The following is a 13098-nucleotide window of genomic DNA, read 5'->3' as shown; positions in this document are numbered from 1 at the left end:
CTTCAGCTTATCCGAAGCGAGCGCACCCTCGGGCCCTCGCCCGCACCCCCGGGAAGGACGTCGCCATGAGCGCCTCGCACGACATCTCGCGTACGGTTCTGCCGATCCCCGACCGTCCCCGAACGGGATTGGTCACCTATGACGCCAAGGATCCGGACACCAAATATCCGCCGATCATGCAATTGCGCCCCCCGAAAGGCGCCCCGAACATCCTGATCGTGCTGCTCGACGATGTGGGCTTCGGCGCAGCCAGCGCCTTCGGGGGACCTTGCCAAACCCCCACCGCGGAACGCTTGGCGGCCCGGGGACTGAAGTACAATCGTTTCCACACCACCGCCCTGTGCTCGCCGACCCGCCAGGCTCTGCTCACCGGCCGCAACCACCACTCGGTCGGCATGGGCGGCATCACCGAGATCGCCACCGGCGCGCCCGGTTACAACTCGATCCTGCCGAACACGGCCTCGCCGATCGCTCGAACCCTGAAATTGAATGGCTACGCCACGGCGCAATTCGGCAAATGCCACGAGGTCCCGGTCTGGGAGACCAGTCCGGCCGGCCCCTTTGACGCCTGGCCGACCGGCGGCGGCGGGTTTGAATACTTCTATGGTTTCATCGGCGGCGAGTCCCACCAATGGTACCCCTCGCTCTATGAAGGCACGACCCCTATCGAGGTCGAGAAGACGCCTGAAGAGGGCTATCACTTCATGGCTGACATGACCGACAAGGCGATAGCCTGGGTTGGCCAGCAGCAGGCGCTGATCCCAGACAAGCCGTTCTTCATGTACTTCGCGCCGGGCGCCACCCACGCCCCGCACCATGTCCCAACTGAATGGGCCGACAAGTACAAGGGCAAGTTCGATGGTGGCTGGGACAAGGTCCGCGAAGAGACCTTCGCGCGGCAAAAGGCGCTGGGCGTTATCCCCAAAGACTGCGAACTAACATCCCGGCACAAGCAAGTCCCCGCCTGGGACGACATGCCCGACGCCTTGAAGCCGGTCCTGCGTCGGCAGATGGAGATCTATGCTGGTTTCCTCGAATATGCCGACCACCATGTCGGCCGGCTGATCGACAGCCTCGAGCAGCTTCATCTCCTCGACGATACGCTGGTCTACTACATCATCGGCGACAACGGCGCGTCGGCCGAAGGCACCCTGAACGGCACCTTCAACGAAATGATCAATTTCAACGGGGCGGCGGCGCTAGAGACGCCGCAATTCCTGATGGACCGCATCGACAAGCTGGGCGGTCCGGAATCCTACAACCACTTCGCCGTGGGCTGGGCCCACGCGATGAACACGCCCTACCAATGGACCAAACAGGTCGCATCGCACTTTGGCGGCACGCGCAACGGGACGATCGTCCACTGGCCCTCCGGCATCAAAGGCCAGGGCGAGATCCGTACCCAGTTCCACCACGTGATCGACGTCGCCGCCACCCTGCTTGACGTGGCCGGCCTACCCGAGCCCCTATCCGTAAACGGCGTGCAGCAGATCCCGATCGAGGGGGTCAGCATGGCCTATTCGTTCAACGATCCAAGCGCGGCCGAGCGCCACGAGACCCAGTACTTCGAAATGTTCGGCAATCGCGGCGTCTACCACAAAGGCTGGACGGCGGTGACCCGGCACAAGACCCCCTGGCTGCTAATCGGCGAGCAGGTCCCAGCCTTCGACGACGACGTCTGGGAGCTTTACGACACCACCAAGGACTGGTCGCAAGCCAAGGACCTATCCAAGGCGATGCCCGAAAAGCTGCATGACCTGCAGCGCCTGTGGCTGATCGAGGCGGTGCGCTACAATGTCCTGCCGATGGACGATGATCTTGCGCGGCGGCTCAACTCTGACCTGGCCGGACGGCCGGTCCTCATCAAGGGCAAGACCCAGGTCCTGTTCGGCGGCATGGGGCGGCTGTCAGAGAACTCGGTCGTCAACATCAAGAACAAGTCGCACGCCGTGACGGCCGGCCTGACCGTGCCCTCTGGCGGCGCCGAGGGCGTCATCATCGCCCAGGGCGGCAACATCGGCGGCTGGGCCCTTTACGCCAAGGGCGGCAAGCTCAAGTACTGCTACAATCTGATGGGCATTCAGTACTTCTACGTCGAGGCCGATAGCGTCCTTTCCCCCGGCGACCACCAAGTTCGCATGGAGTTCGCCTATGACGGAGGTGGGCCAGGCAAGGGCGGGACCGCGACCCTCTATGTCGACGGCAAGAAAGTCGGCAGCGGCCATATCGCCGCCACCGCCGCCATGATCTTCTCGGCGGACGACGGATGCGATGTCGGTCGCGACACCGGCGCGCCGGTGTCGCAGGACTACGGTCCTCACGGCAACGCCTTCAACGGCCAAATCAGGGGTGTTGAGATCGCCATCGATGAGGCCAGCGAAAGCACTGACCATCTGGTCTCGGCCGACGACGCGATCCGCATCGCCATGGCGCGGCAGTAGCGCGATTTCCCGGCGCGGTGCTCACCGCGCCGATGCTGCGGCCGGGTCAACATAGTCCGTGTCGGTAGGGCCGTAGCCAGTGATGATGCAGACTCTCGCTGGCTCGGACTTGGTCATCGCGAAATGGGCCGGCCCCCTCAGCTCGCTCCAGGCCATCCGCTGTGGGCCGCGCCGAGAGGATACGTCGTTACAGGTTCCGACTCCCTGCCAAGCAAGCCGCCGGTCTTGGCGCAGCGCGCGTCAGGCTTTTTCCGCAAGACGGGCAAGGGTGATGATCTCAGGGCTGGCGTCGGTCAGCGGGCTGCGGTCCCAGTCCCCGAACTGCGTCTCGATCTCCAACCCCGCCTCGGCCAGGAACCTTGCCAGCAGCTCCGCTTCGATGAACCGCAGCGTGCTGTGGCTGACCTCCACCTGATCCCAGTCGGGACTGCTGAACGTATGGCTGAACGAGACGACGTTCCCATCGAACGGCGCTTCGATTTGGCGGCTCATCCGTACGGTGCGGCCGTCCGGATCGGTGACCAGCGCCGCGTGCTCCGGCTTCCAACGCTCCCATTCCCGCGCCTTTGGGTTGCGTGTCTCGAAGGCGAAAACGCCGCTTGGCGTCAGAGCCGCGGCGATGGCCGTGAGCGAGGTTCTCAGGTCCGCGTCCTCAATCAAGACCTGGAAGGCATGTCCGGTCATCACCACCAGGTCGAATTCGGCGCCCCAGACGCATGATGTCAGATCCCCCAACACCCACTCGATATCTGAACGCTTGCGCGCCTGCTCGATCATGCCAGAGGCAGGGTCCAGTCCACACAGCCGGCCCTGATGCCCGGCGTCGCGCGCCTCATGCAGCATCGCGCCTGTGCCGCACCCGACGTCGAGCACCGCCTCCGCCGCCATCACCATGGGCATGTAGAAATCAAAGTCGTCGCGCCGCCCTCTAGGACAAAAAGAATCGTACAGCGCGGCCAATGTGGTGTCGGCGAACAATCGATCAGCCATGTCATGCATCTGTCAAATTGAGGGTCAGCGAACTGACGACAACTTAAAATAGCAGCCTAGCCTTGAAATGCCCACCTCAGGTTTTCTCGACGCCTCAAGACACACATGACCCCACTGAGGCGCTTCTCAGCCTCAACCCGCCTTAGACCGGCTAGCTACGGTGGCCTTATCGACCGCAGCTACGCGGTGAACTCCGCCGCTCGGCGGTGATGGAGCGGCTTCATCTGCACGATGCAAGCGCGCTCCCGCTTAGGGCTGCCGAGCGCCATCGTCGCCCGGCGACTAGAACCTCAGCCGCCCATCACCTTCGCGCGAAGCCTGCGCATGCCGCCAAGCCAGCGGTCATAGTCGCCGGCCTTGCGCTGCATGTAGGTCAGCACCTCGGCATGCGGCAGGATCAGGAACTTCTCTTCCGCCAGCCCGGCGATGACGCTCTCGGCCACCTCGTCCGGCGTCAGCACCCCGTCCAGGCTCTGCGGTGAACCCGATCCGCCCTGGCGCAGCATCGCCGTATCGACGCCCTGCGGACACAGGATCGAGACCTTGATCCCCTGATCACCGTGGGTGATCGCCAGCGACTCGGCGAAACCCACCGCCGCGTGCTTGGTGGTCGAATAGACCGCCCCGCCGATTTGCGAGAGCAGGCCCGCGGCCGAGACGGTGTTCAGGATATAGCCGCCGCCTCGCGCCGCCATGCCAGGCGTCACCGCGCGCGCCGCATGGACATGGGCCATGACGTTCACGCTCCAGGCCCGCTGCCACACCGCGTCGGGCGACGAGGCCGCGTTGCTCCGGTCTGGGTCGCCATCGCCGACCCCGGCGTTGGACACGAAGAGGTCGATCCGTCCGTGGCGGGCTTCGACATCAGCGACCATCGCAGACATCGCCTCGCCGTCAGTGACGTCGAGCGTCACCGCCTCGCCGCCGATCTCCTTGGCCACCGCCTCCGCGCCTTCGCCATTGCGGTCGACCACCACCACCTGCGCCGCGCCGGCCTTGGCGAAGCGTCGGGCCAGGGCCGCACCGATCCCATCGGCGCCGCCTGTGACGACGACGACCTTGTCTTTCACGTCCATGTCTTGATCTCCCTTGCCCGCAGGCGTCAGCCCGCGTCGGCGTATCCGGCGTATGAATGCTTGAGCGTCGCGTGGTTCAGCAGCATCTCGGCCACCTGCCGCTCGCCGCTGGCGTCGAAGATGCGGGTCCGCACCCAATAGGACTCGGTGCGCTTGCTTTCGGCCAAGGCCACGATCTCGCGACGCAGCACATAGTCCTCACCCACGAAGAGCGGCCCGTCGATCAGCCGGATCTCCTGGTCGGCGAACAGGCCCACGGCCGGTCCCTTGACCGGGAAACCCGCCAGCCGGCTCGAATGCTCGGCCAGGACACTGATCATTTCCAGCGGGATGATCGGCCGGCCCCAGGGCGAGGCCTTCCCATCCGAGTACCAAGGCGAGGTTTCAGTGATCGCCGCCAGCTTCTGGTTCAAGCTGAACGGATAGAGCGCCCCCATGTGCTGGTCGGCGTCCATCCGGACATGCTCGTCCACCGCCCCCTTCATCCCGACATGCAGGTCTTCCAAGATCAGCAGCTTCTCCGGCGGTCGCAGCGCCCCCATGCGGCGCTCGAGCAGCGTCGGGCCGGCTTCGCGTCCAATGCTGGCGCTCGCCTCCAACACCGGCGTGCCATCGGCCTTCTCGGCCCAGACGCGGGTCATGGTCGCGCCTTCCGCAGGAATCTCAGCGAAGGCGCGGACCTCTTCCCCCTCGACCACCATGTTCAAATAGTGAGACGAGATGCAGCCCTGTTCGAACCAGGCCTTGCCCCAGATCTTTTCGAGCAGCGGCGGAAACAGGCTGAAGTGGGTCGGCCCTTCGATCGGCCCGGCCCGGAAGCCCAGCTTCTCGGCCATCTCGTCGTCATGGATCGAGGCGTGGCCACCATATTCCTGGTCGCCCAGCATCTGTCGAGGACGTCGCAGGGGACCTGCCAGCGATCGTGTCGTCTCAAAGGTCATGATGGATCCTACTTCGCCGCCACGCGGTCCTGAGTCTTCAGCTCGAAGTCACTGGCGTCGTGGCGCTCATAGAGCTGGGTCGAGGGCTCGCCCCAGGTGCGGTTGACCATGCGGCCACGCTGGACGCCCGGCCGCTCGGCCAGCGCGTCAGCCCAGCGCTGGACATGCTTGTAGTCCTGCACCGAGAGGAACTCGCCAGCGTCATAAAGTACGCCCTTGGCCAGCCCGCCGTACCAGGGCCAGATGGCCATGTCGGCGATGGTGTACTCGTCGCCGGCGATATAGCGGTTATCCGCCAGCTGGCGATCCAGCACGTCCAGTTGGCGCTTCACCTCCATGGCGAAACGATCAATGGCGTATTCGATCTTGGTCGGCGCATAGGCGTAGAAGTGCCCCAGGCCGCCGCCGAGATAGGGCGCGCTGCCCATCTGCCAGAACAGCCACGACATGCACTCGGCGCGCTTGGCCGGATCGGTGGGCAGGAACTCGCGGAACTTCTCGGCCAGGTGAACCAGGATCGCGCCGGACTCGAAAATTCGGATCGGCGTCGATCCGCTGCGGTCCATCAGCGCCGGGATCTTGGAGTTGGGATTCACCGAGACGAACCCACTGCCGAACTGATCGCCATTGCCGATGTTAATCAGCCAAGCGTCGTACTCCGCGCCGCTATGGCCGAGCGCCAGCAACTCCTCCAGCATCACCGTGACCTTGATGCCGTTCGGCGTGGCCAGCGAGTAGAGCTGGAACGGATGGCGGCCGACCGGCAACTCCTTGTCATGGGTCGGCCCGGCGATCGGCCGGTTGATGCTGGCGAACCGGCCTCCGTTTTCCTTGTTCCAGGTCCAGACCTTCGGCGGCGTGTATTCCGGTGTGTCGGTCATCTTGTCGGGCTCCAGGCGCCAGCTCGCTGCTTGTGCATCCACGACGTGGACGCCAGTCCGGCTTGGCGATTCAAAACGGGCGGACGAGCAAGTTGGTCCAATCGCGACCGGGCGCCAAGGCCGGCATTGAGTGCAAGGTGCGCAAACCGGCTCCGTTTGGACTTGCGCGGTCAGGCCCGACGCCACAAACTCGCCCTATCCGAGCAGTCTGGCGAAAAACGCGTCAAGGGAGCCGATCAATGTCACGCACCGCAGCCTGGGCCACAATGGTCGCCGTCCTGCTGGTCTTCGGCTGCGCCAGCCAAGATCCGGACAGGCCCCGCGCCTCGAACCCCGGCCAGCAGTGCTTCTTCGCTGGCAACGTCAGCAACTTCACCGCCGTAGACGCCAGCACCGTCAATATTCGGGTCGGCTCAGACGTCTACCGGCTGGACTTGATGAGCTCGTGCCGGAACGTGAACTGGAACAACCGGTTGAGCCTGGCCTCGCGGACCGGCTCGTCGATCTGTACAGGGACCGGATTTGGAACCACCCTCATCAGCCGCGGCGTGACCGGGCAGCAACGCTGCCAGGTTCATCGTATCACACTGCTTAGCCCGGCCGAGGTCGAGGCGTTGCGGCCGCGCGACCGCCCCTAGCCCACCGTCTCGCGCAGGTGGGCGCGTTCGTTCAGCGCCATAACAGCGCGCTGGCCGCCGCGCGCGCACATATAGCGGTGCACGCTGGTATAGCCGGGCTCGAAGAACAGCCGCGGCGCCATGCCCAGCACGTGCGCCGTCCAGACATTGATGACCCCGCCGTGGCAGAAGACCGCGACGCGCTGGCCAGGATGCGAGGCGATGACCTCTTCTAGCGCACTGACAACGGCGGCGTTAAAGGCATTGATGTCCATCGCATGCTCGCCGTTCGCCAGGGCCAGCCACGCCTCGTAGTTCTCGCGCTTCAGAACCTCCATCGGGATGTAGGAGCCGGAGTCGCGATCGAATTCCGCTACGCCTTCGTGCTGGCGGATGTCGTGGCCAAGATGGGCGGCGAAGGGTTGCGCCGTCTGCACGGCCCGGCGCATGGGGCTGGACCACACGGCGTCCGCGCCTTCGTGAGCGAGCCAGCCAGCGACCTTGCGGGCCTGATCGTGGCCCTCCTGCGAAAGGTCCGGATCGGAGCTCTCGTCATTGCGCACCGGTAGACCGTGCCGAATGAGGATCAGTTCCATGGTTCAACTCCCCCGCCTGACCGGTTGCCCCGGCTTCGCCAGACTTATCCCCCAGGTTCGGCTCCCGCGCTAGAGCCAGCCGGCGATCACGTCTCGAAGCGATCCGGCGCAAAGCAATCAAGATCGGGCGCCGGAACACCGTCCAGACTGCCGCAGATGAGGGACGCCGCCATGCTGGCGAAACTGACGCCATTTCCCCCAAATCCGCTAGCCAGCCACAGTGCGTCAAAGCCCGGCGCACGTCCGATGGCCGGCAAACCATCCGGTGAACTCCCGAACGTCGCGGCCCAGGCGCATTCCGCCACCACGCCCTCACGCCCGAGCAGATCGCCAGATTGAGCGGTGAGCGTCTGGCGCTTGGCGTCCAGCAAGGCGTCGCGGCGCTCGGCGTCCGCGAAATCCTCGTCGGCGCCGCCGATGATCACCCGCCCGTCACGTGTCGTCCGGGCATAGAGGTAGGGATCGGAAGCCTCCCAGATTAGCGCATTTTCACGCCAAAGCGGCGCCAGCCCCGGCGCCGAGGCGATAGCGAAGCTTGAGCCCAACTCGAAGGCGGGCGGAAGATAGGCGCGAGCCGCCTCATATCCAGTCGCGAGCACGGCTTGGCGGGCTAGAACGGCGCGTCCGTCCGCCAAGGTCAGCGAGACCCCGGCCTCATGGGATGCGACGGCGACGACATCGGCGGGCCAGATGAGCTTTGCGCCCCTACCAACCGCACACTTCAATAGCCCCAGCGTCAGGGCGACGGGATCGACCTCAAAGGCCAAGTCGGATATCAGGCCCGCGCGCGGCGGAAGCCCGAACCTCTCAGCCAGAGACTTGCTGTCCAGGAACTGGGACGGGAGCCCGGCCGCTTGACGCGCTTTCGCCTCGGCTTGCAGCTCCTCTTCGTCGAGCAAGGTCCCGGCCAGATAGACTTCCGGACGCGCCCGCCAACCGCAATCGAGTGCCAGACGCCGTATGCGTTCGTCGAGGTCGGCCACCGCCGCGTACACGCATCGCCAACGGCGCGCGGCTTCAGCCGCTCCGAGAGAGCGGCCAAGATGACTCAGCGGCGTGTCGGCCCCCCACATTACCAAGGCGGTGGACGCCGCCGTGGCGCCCCACGCTGGAGGTCGGCGGTCCAGGACGACGACGCTTCGCCCCTGCCCGCTGATCCGCTCCGCCAACATGGCTCCCATGACGCCGGCCCCGACGATGGCGACATCGACGAGGTCAGCAGGCGGTGAGGCCACGGGAAGATCGGAGGCAGGTTCGGGCCAGCACACGGCGCCGCCGCGCAGGTCGAGATGCTCGGTGAGGGACATGAGCCGCTAGCGCGGCGGCTAGAAGAGGCCGGCGCGTTGGCCGATGATCGCGATGGCGATGACGATCAGCACCACCTGGATGATCCAGTTGAGCGGCGATGGGATCGGCATCTTCTGAACGGCGTACAGCGCCAGGGCCAGAAGGACGACGACGACGAGGATGAGAATGAGAATGGACATATGAGCCAAACCTGCACCATGGGCGAAGGTTCCAGTCGCGCATCAACAGCGCACGAGGCTGGCGTGTCGGCGATTGCCAGATACTTTCCTTTCCCAGGCCCGACAGAGGCCAGGGAGCGACCTAGAATGTATGATCTCTCACGCGCCGCGTCAGCGGAGGTAGGGCTAAGCGAGGCCGGCCTGGCGGCCATCGACAGCTACCTTCAGGGCTGGATCGACAAGGGCGTTGTCGCCGGCCTGGTCACCCTGACCGCCCGCCACGGTAAGATCATCCACACCAGCACCCTGGGCCAAAAGGACCTCGCGACCGGCGAGCCCATGGCCCTCGACACCATTTTCCGCATCTTCTCGATGACCAAGCCGGTGACGGCCGTGGGGATGATGATCCTGCATGACCGCGGGCTGTGGTCTCCTGAGGATCCCATCGCCAAGCATCTGCCGGCCTTTGCAGGCGCCAAGGTGTTTGGCGGGCTGGATGGCGACGGCGCGCCGATCCTGATCGCCGCCGATCATGAACCGACCTTGCGTGAACTTCTGACTCACACCGCCGGCCTGACCTATGGCCGTGAGCCGATGGGCGGGTTGGAGGCGCTCTACGAGGCCGCCAATGTCTGGGGCTCGGCCGACCTGACCGACATGGCCGCGCGACTGGGCGACCTACCCCTGGCCTACCAGCCCGGGACCAAGTGGATCTACAGCCTGGCGATGGATGTCCAGGGCGCGATCATCGAGAAGCTGAGCGGCAAGAGCCTGCCGGACTTCATGCGCGACGAAATCTTCGCGCCGCTGGGCATGGTCGACACGGCCTTTCACACCCCGCCGGAGAAGCGCTCGCGGCTCGCCACGCTTTATCGTTCCAGCTCCAGCCGCGGCCTGGTTCCGCTCCCCGTCAATCCCCTGCTGCCGGACTATGAGGCGCCGCCGGCCCTCGCCTCCGGCGGCGGCGGACTGGTCTCGACGGTCGGCGACTACGCCCGTTTCGCGCAGATGCTGCTGAACCGCGGCGAGCTGGATGGCCGCCGGATCATCAGCGAGCAGGCGGCGCGCCTGATGATGACCAACCAGCTGTCAGGCGAAATGCTTGCCAACGGCTGGGGCGTCGGACACCAGCAAATCCGCCCCGGCTTCGGCTACGGCTTCAACGGCGTAGTGTTCACCGACCCGCAAGCGGCCGGCATTCCCGTTGGCGTTGGGACCTATCACTGGGACGGCGCGGCGGGGACCTGGTTCTGGGTAGATCCGCAGAACGACCTGCTATTCGTCGGCATGGTCCAACTGCTCTCCGAGAAGTCTCCCGCCCTTCAGGCCACCACCCAGACCCTGATGGCCGAGGCGATTGTCCAAGACGCCGTCAGTCCTCGCCCCACATCCGCAGCAGGTTCCCGATAGTCTTGTCCAGAAGCAGGGCCGCCTCTTCGCGGTCCTGACCCTGCCGGACGCGCTCAAGATCGAACAGCAACTCTCGCTGGTCGGCGCGGCGGATCGTGCTCTGCACCCATCCGACACAGGCCAGCCTAACGCCGCGCGTGACCGGCGTGACGCGGTGCAACTGGCCGGTCGGATAGAGGACCGCTGAGCCGGCCGCCGGCCGAAACTCGCGATCGCCGGCTAGGTCGCGCAGCAGCAAAGCCCCGCCCTCATAGGTTTCAGGGTCGGAAAGGAAGACGGTGAAGCTCAGGTCGGTTCGCAGAGGCCAGCCGTCCACGTCGTACATCGAGGCGTTGTCGGCATGCAGGCCGTACTGCTGGCCAAGTCCGTAGCGCGAGAACATGAGGCTGGACCAACGCGCCGGCCGGACCAGGGTGCGGAATGTCGGGTGAGTTTCGAGCGCGAACCGCACCTTCCGGGCCAGATCGATCACGCCGGGATCGTCGCCACGGGCCTGCTCGTTGCGCTTCACCTGCTCGGCCGCCGCCCCCGCGGTCGCCCGCCCATCGCGGAACGGCGCGCTCGCCAAGCCGTCTTGGATGGTGAGGAGTTGCTGTGGGTTCAGCACATCTGGAACGATCAACCTACGCCTCCTCCCGGCCGTGCGGAGCACCGGTTGGCGCCCAGCTTCTCTTTTCGCGGCGCCGCAGCGCTACGGCAAGCCGGGGTCTTGCCGGGAGTAAGGCGAACTCCCATCTTCTGCGCGCGGACCGGGCCCCTCTGGTAACCGCCGGCTTTGTCGGTGGTTATGATGTCGGACGCATCACGTCACCACGTGAGGCCGGCCCGAAGCTGTCGCGCCTCCATCGTCCAGAAGGAAGCCCTGATGCCGCTACTCCTATGCCCCAACGACAACACCTCCATGCAGACCGTGGACCGTGCAGGCGTACAATTCGACATGTGCCCCACCTGCCGCGGCGTTTGGCTTGACCGCGGTGAGTTGGAGAAACTGATGGCGGCGGGGGCTCAAGCCTCCGTGCCGCCCGCCGGACAGGCTGCTCCCAGCCCCACCGCCCCGCCGCCCCAAGCGGCTACGCCCTGGAACACCGGCTACGGCGAGCGCGGAGAACGTGGCGAGTATGGGGAGCGCGGAGAGCGAGGAGAATACGGCGAGCGCGGCGAGTATGGCCAAGGCTATGGTGGCTATCGCAAGAAGCGCTCGATCTTCGATATTTTCGACTAGGGCCTCCACCGGCCGACGGCGTTCGTCGGCCGGATTTTCACCGTCCTATCGATAGCGCGTCACCTTCAGCGGGAAGCGGTGCGCCTCGCCCGCCAGGGTGACCGTCACCGTCAGCTCGCTGGTATCCTTGGGCAACGGACCGAGCCCCAAGTCGGTCATGTGCTTCTCACCTGGCTGGACGGTCTGAGCCACGAAGCCCAGGCCCTCGGCCGCGGCCATCATCGCCTCGTTCTCGGCCTCGACACGGGCCGGGCCATCCTGGATTCGTGGATTGGTTGGCGTCGGCCGATCGCGAGCCGCTGCTCCCGCCCCGTCCATCGCCGCGGCGATTTGCGCCCACTTCGCGCGTTTCCTCGCGCGGATTTCGAGACTGGCCATCATCTCATCGCGCGTAAAGACGGCCACCGGTTCACCGCTCTGCGTCGTCACGACGACGCTTGAAGGCGTCAGGTTGAACGGAGCCTGGCTGTGGTTCTCCACGGCGATCACCAGCGCCGGCATATCCTTCTCATCGTGGGTCGCCCGCTGCACCAGCAGGGCCGCGTCGCTTCGCGCCAAGCTGGAGCGTGCGCCGGCCATGCCGTCGCGAAACTCCACCATTGATCCCAAGGTTTCGACCGGCTCGATCCTGATCGTCGCGGCCATCGCCGTCCCGGCCCAGCTAGCGGCCACCAACGCCGCCAAGATCCATCGCTTCGCCATTGTTCCCCCCCAACTGCCCGCAGAAAGTGTAGCAGCGAGCGTTTACAGCCTGCTACCGAATGTGGGCGTCGCCCCATTGATGCCGCGAATCAGAAGCCTCTGGCCCCCTTCCGTCACGGCCGGAGCGATATAGTGAAGTTAGTTGGGTACTGCGCCGTCGCGATCTGCGGCTCCATTCTCGCCGCGTGCGCCAGCGCCAACGAGACCGCGCCGGCCCGCACCGCTACCGAGCAACTGCTGGTCGCCCACGCCGCCGAGCGTGCGGCGAGCGAGTTCTCTCTAGCCCTGCCGGCCGATGCGCGCGTGTTTCTCGACACATCCAACTTCCGGGGCGAGGGCTCGGAATACGCCGCCAGCGCGGTGCGCGAGGCGCTAGTCTCCCGGGGAAACCGGCTTAGCCCGACCAAGGCCGACTCCGACATCGTCGTCGAGATCCGGCTAGGCGCGCTGTCGATCGACAAGATGCAGCGGGTGGTTGGCATTCCGCGCCTGACCCTGCCGATCTCCTCGAACCTGACCAACGCCACCATTCCGGAGCTTTCAGCCTATTCCCGTCGGGACCGGACTGGCGTCGCCGAGTTTTCCGCCTTCGCCTACGACACCCACTCTGGGCGTCCGATCGCGCTGGGCGCACGCATGGCCGGCACCGCCAAGATCCGTAGCCACACCCTGTTCATGGTCTTCTCCTGGGGACAGCAGGAGGTCCGTCCCGGCGATGCGTCCGTGGCGTCCGATCAGTGGTGGAAGGTCTGGTAG

14 protein-coding genes are annotated in these 13098 nt (G+C 65.5%); 5 read left to right on the top strand and 9 right to left on the bottom strand.

From position 1 onward, the window contains the following. Window positions 1–65: 65 nt before the first annotated feature. Window positions 66–2441 carry an arylsulfatase gene (locus Q8M13_RS12985; protein WP_305300380.1) on the top strand — a complete coding sequence of 792 codons (2376 nt, stop codon included), beginning with the start codon at window positions 66–68 and terminating at the stop codon, window positions 2439–2441. Between the two features lie 240 nt (window positions 2442–2681). Here the strand turns inward: Q8M13_RS12985 and Q8M13_RS12980 are convergent, their stop codons facing one another. The 4 genes from Q8M13_RS12980 to yghU form a co-directional block, all read right to left on the bottom strand. Beyond that, window positions 2682–3419 (bottom strand): trans-aconitate 2-methyltransferase, encoded by a 738-nt coding sequence (locus tag Q8M13_RS12980; protein ID WP_305300379.1) that lies wholly within the window; start codon window positions 3417–3419, stop codon window positions 2682–2684. A 302-nt stretch (window positions 3420–3721) separates the two neighbouring features. Further along, entirely contained in the window at window positions 3722–4507 is a 786-nt protein-coding gene (locus tag Q8M13_RS12975; protein ID WP_305300378.1) for an SDR family oxidoreductase, read from the bottom strand. Between the two features lie 26 nt (window positions 4508–4533). Beyond that, a complete protein-coding gene (locus Q8M13_RS12970; protein ID WP_305300377.1) occupies window positions 4534–5448 on the bottom strand; it encodes a hypothetical protein in 915 nt (304 codons plus the stop codon). Window positions 5449–5456: 8 nt separating this feature from the next. Then, the gene (gene yghU / locus Q8M13_RS12965) at window positions 5457–6329 is read right to left on the bottom strand and encodes a glutathione-dependent disulfide-bond oxidoreductase (protein WP_305300376.1); all 873 of its coding nucleotides are present in this window, start codon (window positions 6327–6329) and stop codon (window positions 5457–5459) included. Window positions 6330–6568: 239 nt separating this feature from the next. On the opposite strand from yghU, the gene Q8M13_RS12960 reads away from it, so the two are divergent. After that, complete coding sequence (locus Q8M13_RS12960; RefSeq protein WP_305300375.1) at window positions 6569–6967, top strand: DUF6491 family protein; 399 nt, start codon at window positions 6569–6571, stop codon at window positions 6965–6967. Here Q8M13_RS12960 and Q8M13_RS12955 read toward each other — a convergent pair. From Q8M13_RS12955 to Q8M13_RS12945, 3 genes are all read right to left on the bottom strand, one after another. Beyond that, complete coding sequence (locus tag Q8M13_RS12955; protein ID WP_305300374.1) at window positions 6964–7542, bottom strand: histidine phosphatase family protein; 579 nt, start codon at window positions 7540–7542, stop codon at window positions 6964–6966. The two genes, Q8M13_RS12960 and Q8M13_RS12955, sit on opposite strands and share 4 nt — an antisense overlap. Window positions 7543–7628: 86 nt before the next feature. Beyond that, window positions 7629–8849 (bottom strand): FAD-binding oxidoreductase, encoded by a 1221-nt coding sequence (locus Q8M13_RS12950; RefSeq protein WP_305300373.1) that lies wholly within the window; start codon window positions 8847–8849, stop codon window positions 7629–7631. 18 nt (window positions 8850–8867) lie between these two features. Further along, window positions 8868–9029 carry a hypothetical protein gene (locus Q8M13_RS12945; RefSeq protein WP_305300372.1) on the bottom strand — a complete coding sequence of 54 codons (162 nt, stop codon included), beginning with the start codon at window positions 9027–9029 and terminating at the stop codon, window positions 8868–8870. 126 nt (window positions 9030–9155) lie between these two features. On the opposite strand from Q8M13_RS12945, the gene Q8M13_RS12940 reads away from it, so the two are divergent. Beyond that, the gene (locus Q8M13_RS12940) at window positions 9156–10418 is read left to right on the top strand and encodes a serine hydrolase (protein ID WP_305300371.1); all 1263 of its coding nucleotides are present in this window, start codon (window positions 9156–9158) and stop codon (window positions 10416–10418) included. On the opposite strand, the gene Q8M13_RS12935 is transcribed toward Q8M13_RS12940, so the two are convergent. Beyond that, window positions 10381–11040, bottom strand: coding sequence for a Fe2+-dependent dioxygenase (locus Q8M13_RS12935; protein ID WP_305300369.1), 660 nt, complete (start codon window positions 11038–11040; stop codon window positions 10381–10383). The genes Q8M13_RS12940 and Q8M13_RS12935 overlap by 38 nt on opposite strands. Window positions 11041–11283: 243 nt before the next feature. Here Q8M13_RS12935 and Q8M13_RS12930 point away from each other — a divergent pair, with 243 nt between their 5' ends. Continuing rightward, window positions 11284–11640 (top strand): zf-TFIIB domain-containing protein, encoded by a 357-nt coding sequence (locus Q8M13_RS12930; protein ID WP_305300368.1) that lies wholly within the window; start codon window positions 11284–11286, stop codon window positions 11638–11640. Between the two features lie 45 nt (window positions 11641–11685). Here the strand turns inward: Q8M13_RS12930 and Q8M13_RS12925 are convergent, their stop codons facing one another. Further along, window positions 11686–12342: a hypothetical protein gene (locus tag Q8M13_RS12925; RefSeq protein ID WP_305300367.1), complete on the bottom strand. Its 657-nt coding sequence runs from the start codon at window positions 12340–12342 to the stop codon at window positions 11686–11688. A gap of 132 nt (window positions 12343–12474) precedes the next feature. Between Q8M13_RS12925 and Q8M13_RS12920 the strand changes: the two genes are divergently transcribed. Further along, window positions 12475–13098: a DUF6655 family protein gene (locus tag Q8M13_RS12920; RefSeq protein ID WP_305300366.1), complete on the top strand. Its 624-nt coding sequence runs from the start codon at window positions 12475–12477 to the stop codon at window positions 13096–13098.

The organism is Phenylobacterium sp. (genome assembly GCF_030681155.1).
In the GTDB taxonomy this organism is placed as follows: Bacteria; Pseudomonadota; Alphaproteobacteria; order Caulobacterales; family Caulobacteraceae; genus Phenylobacterium.
Note: the sequence above shows the minus strand (reverse complement) of the source record. Positions and strands in the feature narration are given on the sequence as shown.